Source organism: Lysobacter sp. 22409 (assembly GCF_052045105.1).
Taxonomy (GTDB): Bacteria; Pseudomonadota; Gammaproteobacteria; order Xanthomonadales; family Xanthomonadaceae; genus Lysobacter; species Lysobacter antibioticus_B.
In genome coordinates, this window is record NZ_JBQEOE010000011.1 from 76315 (window position 1) to 96076 (window position 19762).

Consider the following 19762-nt stretch of genomic DNA (forward strand, 5'->3'; position numbering starts at 1 on the left):
AGCAACCGCTCCCGGCCGCCGCCGGCGCATGCTCAAACGCAACGGGGCGCCCGAAGGCGCCCCGCCGAAAGTATCGCTATGGCCGTGGCTCGCGATCCTGCATGGCCCAGCCATGCCGCCAGGCCTCAGATCACGATGATGCAACGTCCGCGGTTGTCGCAGATCGCATAGGTCTGCCAGACCCCTTCGTCGCACAGATAGATCCGCGAGCTGCCATCCCAAGACCGTTCCGTCACCCGTTGGCCTTGATTGGCGGCCGTGCACGTACCCGGCGCGGGGTACGCGGCGACGGTACCGACCGCCCCCATCGACACGAGCGCTGCGAACGCAATTGCCTTGCCCTTCATCGTCCTGATCTTCATGACCTTCCTCGATGCGAATCCAGCCGCCGGGATGGAGGGCCGCGCGGCCGAGCGCTGTTGCGCTCACGCACACGGACGAACCCGCTTCGGACAGGCGACGGCGTCCTGCCGAAAGCCGCCCGAGCCTAGCGCAGGCTTACGCGGCGCGCGCCTCCCCCAGGCGAGAGGCGCTTCGCAAAAACGAAACAGGGCGCCCGAAGGCGCCCTGCAGAGGTCTCGCGATGGCCGGGCGCTTACGCCGCGATACGGCTCGCGATGGCCTTGGCGAACGACATCGTGTTGCCTTCGCCGCCCAGGTCCGGAGTCAGCGAATCCTTGGCTTCGAGCGTGGCGATGATCGCCTCGCGCAGCGCGGTCGCCTTTTCCGGCTGGCCGAGGTGATCGAGCATCTGCGCCGCGCCGAGCAGCAGGGCGCAGGGGTTGGCGATGCCCTTGCCGGCGATGTCCGGGGCCGAGCCGTGCACGGCTTCGAAGATCGCCGCGTCGGTGCCGATGTTGGCGCCCGGCGCCAGGCCGAGACCGCCCACCAGGCCGGCGCACAGGTCGGAGATGATGTCGCCGAACAGGTTGGTGGTGACGATGATGTCGAACTGCTCCGGACGCATCACCAGCTGCATGCAGGTGTTGTCCACGATCATCTCGTTGCACTGGATGTCCGGATACTGCTGCGCCACTTCGCGCGCGGTCTTCAGGAACAGGCCCGAGGTCGACTTGAGGATGTTGGCCTTGTGCACCACGGTGACCTTCTTGCGGCCGGTGCGGCGCGCCAGGTCGAAGGCGTAGCGCACGATGCGCTCGGAGCCGCGACGGGTGATCTTCTGGGTCAGCATCGCGGTCTCGCCGTCTTCCGACAGCGACTGGCCTTCGCCGATGTAGGCGCCTTCGGTGTTCTCGCGCACCGTGATCAGGTCCACGCCCGAGGGGAAACGCGACTTGGTGTTCGGGAACGACTTGGCCGGACGCACGTTGGCGTACAGGTCGAAGCGCTTGCGCAGCTCGACGTTGATCGAGCTGAAGCCTTCGCCGACCGGCGTGGTCAGCGGGCTCTTGAGGGCGATGCGGTTCTTGCGGATCGAGTCCATCGTCGCCGCCGGCAGCAGCTCGCCGTGCTTTTCCAGCGCGACCAGGCCGGCATCGGCGAATTCGTAGGACAGGCCCAGGTTCATCGTGTCGAGCACGTGCAGGGTGGCGTCCATGATCTCGGGGCCGATGCCGTCGCCACGGATGACCGTAATGGTTTGCGTCATGAGGATTTCCAGCTGTAGGGCGCGGCGCAAGCGGCGCGGCGCACGAGGTGTGAGCCCCGTAATTATGCCGGAAGCGGCCCCCCGCTGCATTCGGGGGAGTACTGGACCTTGGTCGGGGGCGGCGATCGGCCCGATTCGGCGCAGCCGGCGGTGCGATTCGGCGCAGCGGCCCCGCGTTCAGCTAAGTGGCCGGCCCGCTTCAGCGGTTTCGAGGGTAGGCGCGGCGCAAGCCGCGACCGCGAGCTCTCGCTGACGACGCAACCGGGAGCGCGCGGTCGCGGCTCACGCCGCTCCTACAGGGGCAGCGACGCGCTCAGCCGTGGTCGTGGCCGGCCGGCGCGGCGGCCTCGCCCTGTTCGAGCTTGTCGAGGAAATCCACCGCGCGGCGCAGATGCGGGATCACGATCGAGCCGCCGACCACCAGGCCGACCGAGAACGCTTCGAACATCTCGTCGCGATTGACCCCGGCGTCCTTGCATTGGGCGACGTGGTAGCTGATGCAGTCGTCGCAACGCAGCACCATCGAGGCGACCAGGCCGAGCAGTTCCTTGGTCTTCAGGTCGAGCGCGCCGGGCTGGTAGGTCTGCGTATCCAGGGCGAAGAAACGCCGCACGACCTGGTTCGGTTCGGCCAGGATGCGTTCGTTCATGCGCTTGCGGAACGCGGTGAACTCGGCCACTCGGTCGCTTTCGCTCGGGGCTACTCGGTCGCTTTCGTTCGTGGCGGTCTGGTTCGACGACGCGCTGTCGTCGTTACGATCATTGCTCACACAAGTTCCTTCGATGGTGGGTTACGTCCTTGCCGTCCCTGGCGCTGCCATTCGGCTGCGGATCGTCCGGCCCGGCCATCCATGGCCGGGCGTTCGCGGACGCAAGCGGCAGTGCCGCTTAAGCGCGCCCGCTCACCCCCTCCAGCAGCGGCTCCAGGCCGCCGGCGCGATGCAGGGCGATCATGTCGTCGTAACCGCCGACGTGGGTCTGCCCGATGAAGATCTGCGGCACGCTGGTGCGCTTGGTCAGCGCCATCATCTTCTCGCGCTCGGCCGGATCCAGGTCGATGCGGACCTCGGTCCACTCCTGGCCCTTGCTCTTGAGGAAATTCTTCGCGGCGACGCAATACGGGCAGATCGCGGTGGTATAGATCACGATCGACGGCGGTTGGGGGGCGGTGTCGCTCAAAACGGTTCTCCTGCTGCCTGAACTCTGGGAAGGTCTTGCGGTCGAATATGGCTACGGCAGCGGGGAGTTTAAAGTTCGTCGATGGAACGCAGTCCCGCGCTACTCAGTACGCCAGCGTCGGGTCTGGTGCTCACCCTCACCGCAACGTCCCGGGACGACCCCGAATGCACCGATCGGACGTTGAACCCCTGAGTTAACGACGCATTCACGCCGTCCCACCGCCCGGGCGGCATCCTGCCATGCATCCGCCGCGAATGCCCCGCCGGCTTTCGCAAGCCCGCCATCCGCCCGCCATCATCCGTCTGCTCCCGAGGACTCACCGCTTGCGCCGCATCGCCCTGCTCACCGCCGCTGTCACCCTCGCCCTCGGCAGCGTCTGCGCGAGCGCGCAGGAATCCAAGCTGCCCGACATCGGCTCCTCGGCGGCGGAACTGCTGACGCCGGCCAAGCAGCGCCAGTACGGCGCGATGATGCTGGCGCAGCTGCGCCATTACGACTATCTGCTCGAAGACCCGCTGATCGACAGTTGGCTCGACACGCTCGGCACCCGCCTCGCCGCCAACAGCGACAAGCCGACCCAGCCTTTCACCTTCTTCATGCTGCGCGAGCGCCAGATCAACGCCTTCGCCACCCTCGGCGGCTATATCGGCGTCAACTCCGGCCTGGTGCTGACCGCCGAACGCGAGGACGAGGTCGCCGCGGTGATCTCGCACGAAGTCGCCCACGTCACCCAGCAGCACGTGCTGCGCGGGGTCGAACGCGCCCAGCGCGATCAGTTGCCGATCCTGCTGGCGATGCTCGGCGCGATCGTGGCCGCGCAGAGCGCAGGTTCCAATTCGACCGACGACGCGACCATGGCCGCGATCACCTCGGGCCTGGGCCTGATGCAGCAGCGCCAGATCAACTACACCCGCTCCAACGAATCCGAGGCCGACCGGATCGGCATCCAGACCCTGTCTCGCAGCCACTACGACCCGACCGCGATGGCCGACTTCTTCGCCCGCATGCAGGTCGTTTCGCGCAGCAACGCCGCCAACTGGTACGGCGAGACCCCCGATTACCTGATGACCCACCCGGTCACCACCACGCGCATCGGCGAAGCCAAGGAACGTGCCGAGCAGATCGCCGGCAGGAACAGCCTGACCGCGGTCACCGCGACGCCGAACGCAACCCGGGTCGAACGCATCCCGAAGGCGCCGTTCACCCTGCCCGACAACGCCAGCGGCACCGACAACCCCTTGTTGCCGAGCGGGCTGAAACTGCTCGACCAGTCGCTGAACTCGGGCAGCACCGGCGTGTTCGAGTTCGCCCGTGAGCGCCTGCGCGTGCTCAGCGCGGTCTCGCCGCGCGAAGCGGTGCGCGAGTACGAGCGCCTCGGCGGCGACAGCGACGCCCGTCGCTACGGCATGGCGCTGGCGCGGATGCGCTCCAACCAGTCCGGCGCGGCCGTGCCGGTGTTGAACGAATTGCTGCAGAAGCACCCCGGCCAGGTCTGGCTGAGTCTGGCCTTGGCCGAAGCCGAGGCCCAGACCGGCAAGACCGCCGCGGCCGACGCCCGCTTCGAAGCGCTGCTGCGCCAGACCCCGAACAACCGCGCCATCGCCCTGGGTTATGCCAAGGTCCTGACCGACCGCAACACCCCGGCCGGCGGCCAGCGCGCCCAGGCCGTGCTGCGGCCGCTGTTCGGCCAGGGCGGCGACGACCCGCTGCTGCAGCAGTTGTTCGCCCGCGCCTGCGAGATCGCCGGCGACTCGATCCGGGCCGGCGAAGCCTATGCCGAGGCCGCTTATCTGCGCGGCCGTCCTGAGCAGGCCCTGGTCCAGCTGAATACGCTCAAGCGCAATCCGGACCTCGACTATTACGCCCGTGCCCGCATCGAGGCCCGCATCGCCGCGATCACCCCGACCGTGCTGGAACTCAAGCGCCAAGGTGTGCGCGACGAGGATCTCAAGCGGCGCTAGGCCTGCCTGGGTCCGCAGAAGGCAACGGCAACGGCAAATCCCCCGCGCCGCCGGTCCAGGCCAGGCTTCGGGCCGGCTCGGGGCGCCGCCCCCTTTGTCAAAGGGGGCGAGTTTCAGTGCTGCGCCAAGGAATCGGCCCGTCATATGCCAGGGGTCGCCGGCTTTGCCGAAGACGGCGAGTTCGAGTCCGCGGCCAAGGGCCAGCATCGCGCAGCGGCACCGCCACGCGGCCGCCACGGCAGCGTCGCCCGTTCGCCACATGGCGACCATCGATCGGCCCCCTGCCATCGCGATGTCATCTGAACGCCAAACTCCAGCGTCGCGCATTACGGCGGCAACGGCGGCGAAAGCGCCGCCAATCCAGCGTAAGCCCCGTTTGGCCCGAATCTCGCGAAAACGCGCTGGGGAAGCGCGGCGCATCACAAAGCCGACAATGCAGCTGGGGCCTTGTCATGGAGTAGTCATAAAACGGTAGTGTACTGGCGCCGTTTCAAGGACGAGCCCTCCCCGCCTCCCCCTCGGTGACCGTGTGCAGAAGCGCATCTTGATAGTCGAAGACGAACCCGCCATCCGCGACATGGTGTCCTTTGCCCTGCGCAAGGGCGAATACGACCCGGTCCATGCCGGCGATGCCCGCGAGGCCCAGGCCGCCATCGCCGACCGCGTGCCCGACCTGATCCTGCTCGACTGGATGCTCCCGGGCACCAGCGGCCTGGAACTGGCCCGGCGCTGGCGCAAGGAATCGCTGACCCGCGAGATCCCGATCATCATGCTGACCGCGCGCGGCGAAGAGAACGACCGCGTCGGCGGCCTCGAAGCCGGGGTCGACGACTACGTGGTGAAACCCTTTTCGGCGCGCGAACTGCTGGCCCGCATCCGCGCCGTGCTGCGGCGCTCGCGCGAAGACGACGAGGACGGCAGCGTCGGCGTCGGCCCGCTGCGCATCGACGGCGCCGCCCACCGCGTCTTCGCCCACGGCGAAGGCGGCGACCAGCCGGTGCAGATCGGCCCGACCGAATACCGGTTGCTGCATTTCTTCATGACCCACCCCGAACGCGTCTACTCGCGCACCCAGTTGCTCGATCACGTCTGGGGCGGCAGCGTCTATGTCGAAGAGCGCACGGTCGACGTGCACATCCGCCGCCTGCGCAAGACCTTGGAGCCGCATCACCTCGACGGCATGGTCCAGACCGTACGCGGCGCGGGGTATCGTTTTTCCGCCTCGCTCGCCGCGTAAGCTGGAGGTATGCCTCCCCGCGCACGCTCCGCCTGGTTCCGCACCCTCGGTCAGCTCGCCCTGATCCTGGTCGGCGCCGCCGTGCTCGGCGTGCTGATCGGCCATCCCTGGCCGGTCGTCACGTTCGCCGCGCTCGGCGTCGTCGCCTGGCATTACTGGCGGCTGCGCCGGGTGCTGATCCGCCTGACCGCACGCCAGCGCCTCACCCCGCCGCTCGGCGAAGGCATCTGGAACGAACTCGACCGCCTGCTGCACCGCAGCCAGGCCGAAATGCGCGGCCGCAAGCGGCGCCTGATCGAAATGCTGCGCGCCTATCGCGCCGCCGCCGCGGCGATGCCCGACGCCATCGTCGTGGTCGAACGCAACAGCCAGCGCATCCAATGGTTCAACGAGGCCGCCACCGGTTTGTTCGGCCTACGCTACCCGCGCGACATCGGCGCGCCGGTGGTGCAACGCCTGCAGCCGCTGCAGCTCGCGCATTGGCTGGCCTCCGGCCGCAACGCCGAGCCGCTGGAAGCGGCCTCGCCGTGGAACCCGGCGATCACCCTGAGCCTGCGCCTGATCCCGTACTCGGAAAACCTGTGGCTGCTGGTCGCGCGCGACGTCAGCCGCCTGCTGCAACTCGAGCAGATGCGCCGCGACTTCGTCGCCAACGTCTCGCACGAACTGCGCACGCCGCTGACCGTGGTGCACGGTTATCTGGACCTGCTGGACCCGGAAGAACACCCGGACTGGGCGCCGATGCTGGCCGAGATGCAGCGCCAGTCGCAGCGCATGACCCAGTTGGTCGAAGACCTGTTGACCCTCTCGCGGCTGGAGTCGCAGGACAGCCTGCCGGCCGAGGAAATCGTCGCGATGGCCTCGATGCTGTCCACGCTCAAGCGCGAAGCCAATGCGCTGAGCCAGGGACGGCACGAGATCGCGATGGACGACCTGGCCGGGGTCGACCTGTTCGGTTCCAACAAGGAACTGCACAGCGCGTTCTCCAACCTGGTCAGCAATGCGATCCGCTACACCCCGGCCGGCGGCACGATCCGCATCCGCTTCCGCCCCGAAAGCAGCGGCATCGCCCGCGGCGCGGTGCTGGAAGTGGTCGACAGCGGCTACGGCATCCCGGCCGCGCACCTGCCGCGCATCACCGAGCGCTTTTACCGCGTCTCGACCAGCCGCTCGCGCGAGAGCGGCGGCACCGGCCTCGGCCTGTCGATCGTCAAGCACGTGCTGAACCTGCACCAGGCGCGGCTGGAGATCGCCAGCGAAGTCGGCCGCGGCAGCACCTTCGCCTGTCACTTCGGCATCGACCGGATCCGCCGCCGCGACGCCTATCACGATGCATTCGCCGATACTCTCCCCGACGTACTGCCTTAGGAAATCTGCAGCAGCGCCATGAATGCGATGACGGACACCCCGCTCGACACCGATCCGCTGCGCGACAGCGCCCTGTACTTCAATCGCGAACTGTCCCAGCTGGATTTCAATTTCCGCGTCCTGGCGCAGGCCCAGGACGCGCAGGTGCCGTTGCTGGAGCGCCTGAAGTACCTGTGCATTTCCTGCACCAATCTCGACGAGTTCTTCGAGATCCGCGCCGGCACCATGCGTCACGCCCAGGACCTGGGCCTGGCGCCGGGCCCGGACGGCCTGGCCCCGGCCACCGTGCTGGCGCGCATCCACGACCGCGCCGCCGAACTGGTCAAGTCGCAGTACGAGTGCTGGAACGACGTGCTGCGCCCGGCGCTCAGCGACGCCGGCGTGCGCGTGCTCGGCCGCAACTCCTGGAACGCGCGCCAGACCCGCTGGCTGCGCGCCTACTTCCGCGACGAGATCATGCCGGTGCTGTCGCCGCTCGGGCTGGATCCGGCGCATCCGTTTCCGAAGATCCTCAACAAGTCGCTCAACATCGTCGTCGTGCTGAAAGGCAAGGACGCGTTCGGCCGCGCCGGCAACCTGGCCATCGTGCGCGCGCCGCGCTCGCTGCCGCGCATCATTCAATTGCCCGAGAACGTCTCCGGCGGCAAGCACGACTTCGTGTTCCTGTCCTCGGTGCTGTCGACCTTCGTCGACGAGCTGTTCCCGGGCATGGAGGTCAAGGGCGCGTATCAGTTCCGCGTCACCCGCAATTCCGAGCTGCTGGTCGACGAGGAAGAGGTCGACAACATCGCCCTGGCCCTGCGCGACGAGCTGATCGGCCGCGGTTATCTGCGCGCGGTGCGGTTGGAAATCGCCGAGCAGTGCCCCAAGCCGATCGTGCGCACCCTGCTGGAGAATTTCGACCTGCCCGAGAATGCGGTCTACCGCATCAACGGCCCGGTCAACCTCAACCGGGTGATCCAGGTGTACGACCTGGTCCAGCGCCCCGAGCTGAAATTCCCGGCCTACCAGCAGCGCGTGTTGCCGGGCGTGGACAGCATGTTCGACACCGTCGCCGACGGCGACGTGCTGCTGCACCACCCCTTCGATGCGTTCTCGCCGGTGCTGGAGCTGATCCGCCAGGCCGCCGAAGACCCGCACGTGCTCGCGATCAAGCAGACCCTGTACCGCGCCGGCAAGGATTCGCCGATCGTCGAGCAACTGGTCCAGGCCGCGCGCAACGGCAAGGACGTCACCGTGGTGGTCGAGCTGCGCGCGCGCTTCGACGAAGAGGCCAACCTGGGCCTCGCCGACCGCCTGCAGGAGGCCGGCGTGCAGGTCGTGTACGGCGTGGTCGGCTACAAGACCCACGCCAAGATGCTGCTGATCGTGCGCCGCGAGGGCCGTAAGCTGCGCCGCTACGTGCATCTGGGCACCGGCAACTACCACAGCGGCACCGCACGCGCCTACACCGACTTCGGCCTGATCACCGCCGATCCCGACATCGGCAACGATGTGCACCTGATCTTCCAGCAGCTGTCCGGGCTGGCGCCGTCGCTCAAGCTCAAGTGCCTGCTGCAATCGCCGTTCACCCTGCACGCCGGCGTGCTCAAGCGCATCGACCGCGAAACCAAGCACGCCCGCTCCGGCAAACCGGCACGCATCGTCGCCAAGATGAACGCCTTGAACGAGCCGCAGGTGATCCGCGCGCTGTACCAGGCCTCGCAGGCCGGCGTGCAGATCGAACTGATCGTGCGCGGCGCCTGCACCCTGCGTCCGGGCGTCGAGGGCATCTCCGACAATATTCGCGTGCGCTCCATCGTCGGCCGCTTCCTCGAGCACCACCGGGTCTATTGGTTCGCCAACGACGGCGCCCCGGACCTGTTCTGCTCCAGCGCCGACTGGCTCGAACGCAACCTGCTGCGCCGGGTCGAGACCGGTTTCCCGATCCTCGACCACGACCTGCGCGCCCGCGTCTACGACGAGGCGCTGTCGAATTACCTGGCCGACAACCTCAACGCCTGGGAGCTGCAAGCCAGCGGTCAATATTTGCGCGTCGTACCCGAGGAAGGCGCAATGCCCCACTCGGCACAGGCGACCCTGTTGGCCAAGTTGTGCGGATAAACGAAAATCCCGCACATGAACAACATTTTCCCGACCACCCGCCTGCCGCTCCAGGACGGCGACCTGCTCGCCGCCGTCGACCTGGGGTCGAACAGTTTCCACATGGTGGTCGCCCGCTACGTACTCGGGCAGCTGCGCACCGTCGACCGCCTGCGCGAGACCGTGCGCCTGGCCGAAGGCCTGGACCGCAAGGGCGGCCTCGCCCCTGAGGTGCGCCAGCGCGCGCTGGACTGCCTGTCGCGCTTCGGCCAGCGCATCCGCGACGTGCCGCCGCAGCGCGTGCGCGCCCTCGCCACCAACACCGTGCGCCGCCTGGCCGCGCCGCAGGCCTTCCTGATGCCGGCCGAATCCGCGCTCGGCCACGCCATCGAAGTCGTGTCCGGCCGCGAAGAAGCCCGCCTGATCTACCTCGGCGTCGCCCACGCGCAGCCGTCCAAGCCCGGCGAACGCCGCCTGGTCATCGACATCGGCGGTGGCTCGACCGAATGCATCATCGGCAGCGGCTTCGAGGCGATCGAACGCGAAAGCCTGCAAGTCGGCTGCGTCGCCACCACCCGTCGCTTCTTCGAGAACGGCAAGCTGTCGAAGAAGAAATGGCGCGATGCGCTGACCGAGGTCTCGGCCGAATTCCAGCAATTCGCCGGCACCTACCGCTCGCTGGGCTGGCACGAGGCCCTGGGCGCGTCCGGCACCAACAAGGCCATCGGCGAGATCTGTGCGGCGATGAAACTGACCAAGGGCGCGGTGATCGCCGACGCCCTGCCGCACTTGCGCGACCGCCTGCTCCAGGCCGACCGCATCGACGAGATCGACCTGCCCGGCCTGTCGGCCGACCGCCGCCCGATCATCGCCGGCGGCATCCTGATCCTTGAAGCCGCCTTCAACGTGCTCGGCCTGCAACGCATGGCGATCAGCAAGGCCGCGATGCGCGAGGGCGTGCTCTACGACATGCTCGGCCGCGGCGGCGCCGACGACCCGCGCGATGCCGCGGTCAAGGCCATGGTCAACCGCTACGGCATCGACGAGCAGCAGTCCGCGCGCGTCGAAGCGACCCTGCTGCGCCTGTTCGACCAGGTCGCCGAAAGCTGGCGCCTGGACGCCGACGACCGCCTGATGCTGCAGCGCGCCGCGCGCCTGCACGAACTCGGCCTGGCCATCGCCCACAGCCAGTACCACGTGCACAGCTCGTACGTGATCGAGAACTCCGACATCTCCGGCTTCTCGCGCCAGCAGCAGCAGTTCCTCGCCGCCCTGGTACGCACCCACCGGCGCGGCATCCCCAAGTCCGCCTTCGACGCCCTGCCCGACCGCCTGCTGTCGGCGGTGCGCCGCAGCTCGGCCTTGCTGCGCCTGGCGGTGCTGCTGCACCGCGCCCACGAATCCGACCCGATCCCGCAGCTCGACGCCCACGGCGACGGCAACACCCTGACCCTGACCGTGTCCCGCCGCTGGCTCGAATCGCGCCCGCTGATCCACGCCGACCTGGAAGGCGAGCCGCAGGATATGGCGGGGTTGGGGATTTCGTTGAAGCTGCTGGGGGTTTGACGGGTTCCGCCTGCCGCGTCAGCGCGCGCAGAGGTAGCGACGCCGACGCTGCGCGTCGAAGCGGCGCATCGTCGCCGGGTAGGAGCGGCGCAAGCCGCGACCGCGCTGTTTCGGGTTTGCTGCGTTTCTCTCAAGCAAGATCAAGATCAAACGCATAAAGCTTCCGCCACTAAAGCGGCGGGTTACTTTCTTTTGTCATAAGCAACAAAAGAAAGGTAACCAAAGAAAAATGCTTTTCTTTGAATCACAGGCCCGCACGAGCGATGCCGACGCAGGGATTTTTCATACGAGACATCCCTGTCTCGATGAAAAACGGCCTGCATCCATGCAGGCCGCCCTTCGGGTCTTCGATTGCCTTCGCAAGTGCGAAGCCGCGCACAGCAACAGCAATGGCGATCGCGATGGCATAGCAACAGCAAGGCCGTCGGAAATCGCTCCCTCAACGGTACAGCCACTGTAGGAGCGGCGTTAGCCGCGACCATGGGACGCGCAGAGACTGCATAGCCGCCGCCAATGATCGAGGCGGCGCTCTAGCGCAGGGTAGGAGCGGCGTCCTACTGGATTTCCTTCGGTCACAAACCGCGACCGTGAATTAGGGCGGCGATGATCCGCTGATGGCGTCGCCCCTCCCTTTGGCTTTGGCCTTGGCTATTGCGGTGCGTCGTCTCGAACTAGCGAAGGCAAAAGAAGACCCGGAGGGCGGCGCGCAGGGATGCGCGCCGTTTTTCATCGGGACAGGGATGTCCCGCATGAAAAATCCCCGCGCGTGCATCGCTCGTGCGGGCCATTGATTCAAAGAAAAGCAACTTCTTTGGTTACCTTTGACCGAAGGGAATCCAGACGGACTTTTGTTGCTTATGACAAAAGAAAGTAACCCGCCGCTTTAGTGGCGGAAGCTTTTAGCGTTTGATCTAGATCTTTCTTGAACGATGCGCCGCAAGACCGAAGCACCGCAGTCGCGGCTCACGCCGCTCCTACATATGCACTACGGCGAATGCGGAAGCAGAGTAGCGATCAACCCGTCGTCCGCTGCGCCGCCTCGGCCCGCAATTGCTTCGCCCTCACCAACACCGGCGGTGGGGTGATCTCTTCTGGAATACGGAAGATCCCGATCCGCCGCAGCCATAGCCCGGGCCCGCGCGCCGAGGTCAGCGCCACCACCGGAATCGACACCACCAGGCCGATGATCACCGGCGACATCCACGCCGCCAGCGGCGGCGACACCACATAGGCCATCGCGCCGATCAGCAGGCCGAACAGAGTCAGGCCGCCGTAACTGCGGATCAATCCCGACAACGGCAGGCTGCCGTCGTCGCGACGCTGCGATTCCCAACCCGAGTCCTTGCCCGACAGCACCTCGGCGACGCCGCGCGACTGCACGTACATCGTGATCGGCGCCATCAACGCCGCCAGCAGGGTCTCCAGGATCATGCTGAAGAACGCTCGGATCGCACCGCCGCAGCCGCGCCGGGTGTTGCCGTCGAGCAGCATGGTGATGAAACCCATCACCTTCGGCGTCAGCAATACCGCCATCGTCGCCACGAACACCCACAGCGCGCGCTGGGGGTCCTGGTCGCGCCAGTAATCGCCCGGCGAGAAGCCGGGCAGGCGCGCGCTTTCCCAGTTGAAGAAGCCGGCCTTGTCGAGCGGAATCGCCAAGCCGATCAGCATCATCACCGCCCACATCGGCGCGGTGAAGTAATGACCGATGCCCATCAGCAGGTGCATGCGGCTGATCCAGTGCAGGCCTTTCGCCGGCAGCACCGCGGTGTGCTGCAGATTGCCCTGGCACCAGCGGCGGTCGCGCACCAGCATGTCGGTCAGCGAGGGCGGGCCTTCTTCATAGCTGCCGACCAGGCCCGGTAGCATGTGCAGGGCCCAGCCGCCGCGACGCATCAGGGCGGCCTCGACGAAATCGTGACTCAACACCGTGCCGCCGAAGGGCTTGCGGCCGCGCAGTTCCGGCAGGCCGGCGTGCTCGGCGAAGGCGCGGGTGCGGATGATCGCGTTATGGCCCCAGTAGTTGCTCTCGGCGCCGTGCCACCAGGCGATGCCGTAGGCGATCACCGGGCCGTAGACGCGCCCGGCGAACTGCTGCATGCGCGCGAACAGGGTTTGGCCGTTGACGATCATCGGCAGCGTCTGGATCAGCGCGACGTCGGGGTGGCGTTCCATCGCGCTCGACAACTTCACGATGACCTCCCCGGTCATCAGGCTGTCGGCGTCGAGGATCAGCATCTGCGGATAGGCGGCGCCGAAACGGCGCACCCACTCGGCGATGTTGCCGGCCTTGCGTTCGGCGTTGTTCTTGCGCCGGCGATAGAAGATGCGCTGCTGGCCGCCGGTGCGTTCGCGCAAGGAATGGAAGGCGCGGATCTCGGCCTGGCGGATCGGTTCCTTGGTGGTGTCGCTGAGGATGAAGAAATCGAAACGATCGAGCTGGCCGGTGGCGGCCACCGATTCGTAGATCGCCTGCAGGCCGGCCATCAGCCGCTCGGGATCTTCGTTGTAGGTCGGCACCAACAGAGCGGTGCGTTCGCCGAGCGCCGGCAATTCGCCGCCCTGCTTCAGGCCCAGGCGCCAGCGCCGCCGCGACAGGATCAGGGCGAACCCAGCCAGCGAGCTGGTGAAGGCCAGCGCGATCCAGGCGAACAGCGCCACGAACAGCAGCAACAGCACGCCTTCGAGCAGGTTCAGTCCGCCGACGTAGAGCACGCGCAGGATGTGATAGGCCGCGACCAGAGTCAGCAGCGCGGCGCCGCCGATCACGTACAGGCGGCGCAGGGCCATGCCCTTCGGCTCGCTCGGCAGGGCGTTGCCGGAACGTTCGCCGCTGCTCAGCGATTGCACCGGCATCGTCAGGGGCGATTCCGGGGGCAGCGCTTCGAACGGCACGGAGAGGGGTCGTTGCGGGGGAGCGACGGTTGAGTTCATGCAGTCCAACGATAAAGCCAGGTTTCGGAAAGGGGGCCGTCGCCGTCTTCGAGCACCGCGCGCAACTCGACCGAGCGGGCAGTGCCCGGTTCGAGTTCGAACGACATTCGCCAGCCGCCGGTGCCGGTGTTGGGATGGGCGATCGCGTTGACGATGCGCCCGGCCGAGGCCCAGACCACCGCGCGCGGTTTGGCGTCGGCGGCGAGCTGGCTCAGGCGTCCGCCATCGAGGTCGATGACGATCCGCCGCGCCGCACCGTTGCCGGCGCCGATGTTGCCGGCGCCGATCCGGGTACGGCTCACCGTCGCCTGCGCCGGCTTCCAGGCGTGTTTCGCGCACCAGTGCAGGCGGTAGTCGTAGCGATGTTCGCGCCCGGCCGCGAGCGGCGCGCGCGGCCGCCAGAAGGCGACGATGTTGTCGTGATACTCGTCGCCGGTCGGGATTTCGATCAGATGCACCGCGCCCTCGCCCCAATCGCCCACGGGCTCGACCCACAGACTCGGGCGGCGCTCGTAGTGCGCCTCGCTGTCGGCGTAATCGGCGAAGCCGCGCTTGCGCTGCATCAGGCCGAACGCGCGCGGGCGACGGTCCTGGAACGCGCTTTCCTGCAGGGTCTTGGGATTGCGCAGCGGGCGCCAGATCTGTTCGCCGGCGCCGTTGTGCAGGGCCAGGCCATCGGAGTCGTGCACCGCCGGGCGGAAGTCGTCCACGCCGACGCGATCGGTAGCGTCGAAGTGATACATGCTGGTCAAAGGCGCGATGCCGACCCGGTCGAGGACGACACGCGGGTACAGACGCAACTGCGTGTCGAACACCGTCTCGGTGCCTGGCGTGATCGCGAAACGCATCGCCCCGGCCACGCTCGGGCTGTCCATCAGCGCGTGCACGACGATCTGCTTGGCCCCCGCCGCAGGCTGTTCGATCCAGAAGCCGGTGAACACCGGAAACTCTTCGCTGTTGCCGGCGCCGGTATTCAGCGCCAGGCCGCGCGCCGACAGCCCGTACAGCAGGTCCTTGGCGACCGCGCGGAAATAACTCGCGCCGAGGAAGGCGCAGACCTCGTCGAAGTAGTCGCCGCGGTTGATCGGCGCATGCACGCGGAAGCCGGCGAAACCCAGGTCGTCCTGGGTCGGCTTCGGCGCGCTGCCGAAGCCGAACATCTGCGGCCGATACACCACCGGCGTGGCGACGCCGCCGTGCACGCGGTGAATGTCGACCCGATGCTTGAACAAGAACGCGCGATGGAAAAACTGCAACTGGAACGGCAGTCCCTCGGCTTTCCACAAGGCCTGCTTGGGATCGAAACGGATATCGCGGTAGGTGTCGTACTTGATCCGCGCCAGCGCCTCGGGCAGGTCGGCATCGGCCGGCCGATAGGGCTTGGCCGCCAGCGCGCGCGCCAAGCCCGGCACCGTGGCCGCGTCGAAAGCCCGCCCGGGGCCGGTCGCGGCCAGCGCCGACCACGGCAGCCCGCCCCCGGCCAGGCCGGCCAACGGCAGGGACAGCCCGGCCTTGATCAATTCGCGTCGGTGCACACGCCACCTTCGGAGGGGGTAAACCGGGCGATTGTAGGGATCAGGTTGTTAACACTCCGGAACATGGCCCTTGCACGACGGCATTGACTCGCGGGTTTTCAGCTCCAAACGCACGGCGAAATGCCGATTGCGTCACATGAACGCGGCCACTCCGACCGCGTCACCGCCCTGTCATCGCCCCGCCACGGCCGGGACATGGATCGCGCCCAGGCTTGCCCAAACCGGGAGCCGCGCATGCGCTACGCGATCGTCACCGAGACCTATCCGCCGGAAATCAACGGCGTGGCCCTGACCGTACAGGGTCTGGAGCAGGGTCTGCGTGCGCGTGGCCACGAGGTCGGCCTGGTCCGTCCGCGCCAGCACGGCGAAGCCCAGGACGGCGCCGCCCACGAGTTGCTGGTCAAGGGCCTGCCGCTGCCGCGCTACCCGGGCCTGCGCTTCGGCCTGCCCTGCGCCGCCCGCCTGACCCAGGCCTGGAGCGCGCATCGCCCCGATGCGGTCTACGTTGCCACCGAAGGCCCCCTCGGCTGGTCGGCGCTGCGCGCAGCCCGGCGCCTGCGCATCCCCGCCGCGACCGGTTTCCACACCCGCTTCGACGAGTACATGCGCGACTACGGCGCACCGTTCCTGGTCGGCACCGCCCTGCGCTGGATGCGCCGCTTCCACAACTGCGCCGACGCCACCCTGGTGCCCACCCGCGAACTCGTCGAGTTCCTGCGCAGCCAGGGTTTCGAGGACGTGGTGCGGCTGCCGCGCGCGGTCGACACCGTATTGTTCGACCCCAGCCGCCGCCGCGCCGAGCTGCGCCGCGAATGGGGCCTGGACGAGAACGGCCTGGCTGCGATCTACGTCGGCCGCATCGCCGCGGAGAAGAACCTCGAACTGGCCGTGCGCGCGTTCCGCTCGTTGCAGCAGATGCGCCCCGAGGCGCGCTTCGTTTGGGTCGGCGACGGGCCGGCGCGGGAGAAGCTGCAGCGCGACAACCCGGATTTCATCTTCTGCGGGCTCAAACGCGGCGAGACCCTGGCCGAGCATTTCGCCAGCGGCGACCTGTTCCTGTTTCCGAGCCACAGCGAGACCTTCGGCAACGTCACCCTGGAAGCCATGGCCAGCGGCGTGCCGACGGTCGCCTTCGACTACGGCGCCGCCCACGAACACCTGCGCGACGGCGTCCACGGCGCGGCCGTCGCCGACGGCGACGACGCCGGCTTCGTCGCCGCGGCGGTGCGCATCGGCAGCGAGGATGCCTTGCGCGCGGGAATGTCCCGCGCAGGCCGCGAGGCGATCAGCGGCCTGCGCCCGGAACAGGTCGCGGCCGATTTCGATGCCCTGTTGCACGGCCTGGCCGATCGCAATCCGCACAACCGCACGACCCGCCGCATCAACGACGAAAGCAAACCGACCCAGGAGGTCGTATGAACCGGCTGCCGTTGCGAAAACGTCTGATCGCCGGCGAGTCCGGCTGGTGCCTGCGCGCCAATCGCCTCGGCGAACGCAGCGGCTCGCGCGCCTATTTCGCCGCGGTCAGCCGCCTCGGCGACGGGATGTTCTGGTACGCGCTGATGGCCGCGCTGATCCTGGCCGACGGCTACGACGGCCTGCGCGCCTCGGCGCATCTGGCTGCGACCGGAGTGATCGCGCTGGCGCTGTACAAACTGCTCAAGCGCTGGACCCGCCGCCCGCGCCCGTTCGCCTCCGACCAGCGCATCCACGCCTGGGTGGCGCCGCTGGACGAGTTCAGTTTCCCCTCCGGCCACACCCTGCACGCGGTGGCCTTCAGCCTGGTGGCGATGGCGCATTACCCGATGCTGGCGTGGTTGCTGATCCCCTTCACCGCGAGCGTCGCCGCCTCGCGCGTGGTGCTGGGCTTGCATTACCCCAGCGACGTGCTGGCCGCGACGGTGATCGGATCGAGCCTGGCCGGGTTTTCGCTGTGGCTGGTGCCGGGGGTTTCGTTGTTCGGTTGAAGCTAATGAATCCCCCCCTGTAGGAGCGGCGTGAGCCGCGACTGCGTTCGCTCGGTTACCGGCGTTGGCTACCAGATCTCGCGATCGATGGCGCCGTTGCCGTTGCCGTTGCCGTTGCCGTTGCCGAGATTTTGATCTGCTTTGCCGCTCTGCCGGTCAAGTGGAGACCCGGAGGGCGCCGCACAGGACGTGCGGCGTTTTCCGATAAGACAGGGACGTCTTATCGGAAAATCCCGGCGCTAGCTGCGCACTCGTGGCCTGTGCCCTTGCAAGGAGAGCCCTTTTCTTTGGTTACCTTTGACCGAAGGGAATCCAGACGGACTTTTGGGCTTAGCAAAAGAAAGTAACCCGGCCGCGTGAGCGGACGGAAGCTCTGCTCTTGCTTGTGGCTTCTCGATCAGCAAGATCAAGATCAAACGCTAAGAGCTTCCGCCACTAAAGCGGCGGGTAACTTTGTTTTGTCTAAAGCAACAAAAGAAAGTCACCAAAGAAAAATGCTTTTGCTTTGAATCACAAGCCCGCACGAGCGATGCCGACGCAGGGATTTTTTATACGGGACATCCATGTCCCGATGAAAAACGGCGCGCATCCCTGCGCGCCGCCCTCCGGGTCTTCGATTGCCTTCGCGAGTGCGGTGCGACGCACAGCAAAATCCGAAGCATGAAAAGCGAAAGCTGAAGCGTGCTAGCAAGGGCTGAAGCCAAGGGCCAAGAGCAAAACCGGCCGACGGAACCCCATCTACCGTCCCCACCCCTCCACCCTCGCCCGCGCAATCGCCGGCGCACCCTGCCCCATCCAATCGCGATCGTTCGCCACCTGCGCCCGTACACGGCTCGCTTCGAGCGCGGCGAAATCCAAGTCGGCATAGGCCCAGCGCTGGCCCGCGCGGGTCTGCGCCAGGACGCCGTCGGCCGGCAGGCCCACGTCCATCGGCGCATAGATCGCCGCCTCGCCGGTGTTGGTGTCCAGGGCCGGGCTCCACAAGGCCTCGCCGGCGGTCACCGCCTGGGCGACGAAGCTGCGGTTCTCCAAGGCGCGCGCCAGGCAACCGACCCGCACGCGCGTCGCGCCGGCCTCGGTGTCGGTGCAACTCGGCGCCAGCAACAGGCGTGCGCCGGCTTCGCATTGCGCCCGCACCGGCAGCGGGAACTCGATGTCGTAGCAGACCGCGATGCCGGCGCGCTGGGTGCCGATCTCGAAGGTCTTGAGCGCATCGCCGGCTTCGATCACGCCGGCCTGTTTCTCGAAGCCGGTCAGTTGCAGCTTGTCCTGCCACAGGCGCCCGCCGTCGGGGGCGAAGGCGTCGCTGCGGTTGCGGTAACGCCCCTGTCCCAGATCGAGCAGGAAACTGCCGGCGACCACGTGCAGGTGCAGTTCGCGCGCGAGCAGGCCGAACAGGTCCAGCCAGGCCTGGCGATAGGCCTGGATGGCGACCAGGGAGGCATGCAGGTCGCCCTGGGTCGCCGCGCCGAAAGTCGCGCCGAGTTCCAGCGCCAGATACTCCGGCAGCACCGCCACTTCGGCGCCGCTGGCGCGCGCTTCGCTGAGCCACTTGGCCTGCTTGTCGGCGAATTCGGCGAAGCTGCGCGGCGCGCCGATCGTGTACTTCGCGACCGCCACCCTCATTGCACGCGTTCCAGGGGGCGCAGCCAGAAGCTCAAGGTATGCGGGCATTCGCCGCGTCCGAGCTCACGCCATGGCAGCGAGACCTGCAGCTCCGGGCGATGGACGTAGCCGCGTTTTCTCCAGAATTCCTCGTTGCCGCGATGGAACGCCGGTTTTCGGCCGTCGCTGGCGTCGCGTTCGACCGCGCAGAACGCGGTCCAGCGGAATCCATCGAGCCCGCGCGCATGGGCCTGGCGCTCGTCGAAGAAGCGATGGCCGATGCCGCGCCCCCGGTATTCGGGCAGCAACACCGACTCGCCGCAATAGAACACCTGCTCGATATCGATCGGACCGCCTTCGAAAGCGACGCGCAGCTCGGGGGTTTCGTCGGCCATCGGCAAGCCGGTCGAAGCGCCGACGATGCGGCCGCCGTCGAAGGCCAACACCGCGATGCTGCGCCAGGACTCTCGATAGGTCCGCAAGTAGTTCGCCTCGTAAGCGACATCGCCGTCGTAGAGATACGGCCAGTCGCGGAACACGCTCATGCGCAGGGCAGCGATGGCATCCAGGTAAGGCGTGATCTCGGCACCGCTGTAGGTATGGATCTCGGGCATCGGGGTATTCATATGGGCATCTTGGTGAAGGCGTGAAACTTCAGAGTCATGCTGCGGTAGAGCCCTGCGTGTTCGGCTCCGCCGAAGTAAAGCAGCCGAGCCCGCC

At 67.4% G+C, this 19762-nt stretch carries 15 protein-coding genes; 7 read left to right on the forward strand and 8 right to left on the reverse strand.

All coding sequences use genetic code 11. From position 1 onward, the window contains the following. Positions 1-125: 125 nt before the first annotated feature. The 4 genes from ACTJJK_RS08010 to grxC all read right to left on the reverse strand — a co-directional run bounded on the left by ACTJJK_RS08010 (position 126) and on the right by grxC (position 2787). On the reverse strand, positions 126-362 hold the full coding sequence (locus ACTJJK_RS08010) for a hypothetical protein (RefSeq protein WP_408950484.1): 237 nt from the start codon (positions 360-362) through the stop codon (positions 126-128). A 233-nt stretch (positions 363-595) separates the two neighbouring features. Next, the gene (locus ACTJJK_RS08015; protein ID WP_031373557.1) at positions 596-1609 is read right to left on the reverse strand and encodes an isocitrate dehydrogenase; all 1014 of its coding nucleotides are present in this window, start codon (positions 1607-1609) and stop codon (positions 596-598) included. A 313-nt stretch (positions 1610-1922) separates the two neighbouring features. Beyond that, positions 1923-2258, reverse strand: a complete 336-nt coding sequence (locus ACTJJK_RS08020; RefSeq protein WP_082639039.1) for a carboxymuconolactone decarboxylase family protein — start codon at positions 2256-2258, stop codon at positions 1923-1925. 238 nt (positions 2259-2496) lie between these two features. Beyond that, complete coding sequence (gene grxC / locus ACTJJK_RS08025; RefSeq protein WP_031373559.1) at positions 2497-2787, reverse strand: glutaredoxin 3; 291 nt, start codon at positions 2785-2787, stop codon at positions 2497-2499. Positions 2788-3041: 254 nt separating this feature from the next. Here grxC and ACTJJK_RS08030 point away from each other — a divergent pair, with 254 nt between their 5' ends. From ACTJJK_RS08030 to ppx, 5 genes are all read left to right on the forward strand, one after another. Beyond that, positions 3042-4748: a M48 family metalloprotease gene (locus tag ACTJJK_RS08030; RefSeq protein WP_081931220.1), complete on the forward strand. Its 1707-nt coding sequence runs from the start codon at positions 3042-3044 to the stop codon at positions 4746-4748. Between the two features lie 529 nt (positions 4749-5277). Continuing rightward, entirely contained in the window at positions 5278-5985 is a 708-nt protein-coding gene (gene phoB / locus ACTJJK_RS08035; RefSeq protein WP_031373561.1) for a phosphate regulon transcriptional regulator PhoB, read from the forward strand. Between the two features lie 9 nt (positions 5986-5994). Further along, positions 5995-7353, forward strand: a complete 1359-nt coding sequence (phoR, locus tag ACTJJK_RS08040) for a phosphate regulon sensor histidine kinase PhoR (RefSeq protein ID WP_408950488.1) — start codon at positions 5995-5997, stop codon at positions 7351-7353. A gap of 18 nt (positions 7354-7371) precedes the next feature. Continuing rightward, entirely contained in the window at positions 7372-9456 is a 2085-nt protein-coding gene (ppk1, locus tag ACTJJK_RS08045; protein WP_440729948.1) for a polyphosphate kinase 1, read from the forward strand. A 15-nt stretch (positions 9457-9471) separates the two neighbouring features. After that, positions 9472-11001: an exopolyphosphatase gene (gene ppx / locus ACTJJK_RS08050; protein ID WP_031373564.1), complete on the forward strand. Its 1530-nt coding sequence runs from the start codon at positions 9472-9474 to the stop codon at positions 10999-11001. 1014 nt (positions 11002-12015) lie between these two features. Here the strand turns inward: ppx and mdoH are convergent. Together mdoH and ACTJJK_RS08060 are read right to left on the reverse strand one after the other, a co-directional pair. Continuing rightward, positions 12016-13935 (reverse strand): glucans biosynthesis glucosyltransferase MdoH, encoded by a 1920-nt coding sequence (gene mdoH / locus ACTJJK_RS08055; RefSeq protein WP_051885435.1) that lies wholly within the window; start codon positions 13933-13935, stop codon positions 12016-12018. Then, positions 13932-15470, reverse strand: a complete 1539-nt coding sequence (locus ACTJJK_RS08060; RefSeq protein WP_031374191.1) for a glucan biosynthesis protein — start codon at positions 15468-15470, stop codon at positions 13932-13934. The genes mdoH and ACTJJK_RS08060 overlap by 4 nt, the downstream gene beginning before the upstream one ends. Positions 15471-15704: 234 nt before the next feature. Between ACTJJK_RS08060 and ACTJJK_RS08065 the strand changes: the two genes are divergently transcribed. Next, positions 15705-16889, forward strand: a complete 1185-nt coding sequence (locus ACTJJK_RS08065; RefSeq protein WP_440729949.1) for a glycosyltransferase family 4 protein — start codon at positions 15705-15707, stop codon at positions 16887-16889. After that, positions 16886-17437 (forward strand): phosphatase PAP2 family protein, encoded by a 552-nt coding sequence (locus tag ACTJJK_RS08070; RefSeq protein WP_036149833.1) that lies wholly within the window; start codon positions 16886-16888, stop codon positions 17435-17437. The genes ACTJJK_RS08065 and ACTJJK_RS08070 overlap by 4 nt, the downstream gene beginning before the upstream one ends. A gap of 738 nt (positions 17438-18175) precedes the next feature. Here the strand turns inward: ACTJJK_RS08070 and ACTJJK_RS08075 are convergent. Next, entirely contained in the window at positions 18176-19063 is an 888-nt protein-coding gene (locus ACTJJK_RS08075; RefSeq protein ID WP_440729950.1) for a carbon-nitrogen hydrolase family protein, read from the reverse strand. After that, positions 19060-19668: a GNAT family N-acetyltransferase gene (locus ACTJJK_RS08080; RefSeq protein ID WP_223621650.1), complete on the reverse strand. Its 609-nt coding sequence runs from the start codon at positions 19666-19668 to the stop codon at positions 19060-19062. The genes ACTJJK_RS08075 and ACTJJK_RS08080 overlap by 4 nt, the downstream gene beginning before the upstream one ends. Between the last annotated feature and the right edge of the window lie 94 nt (positions 19669-19762).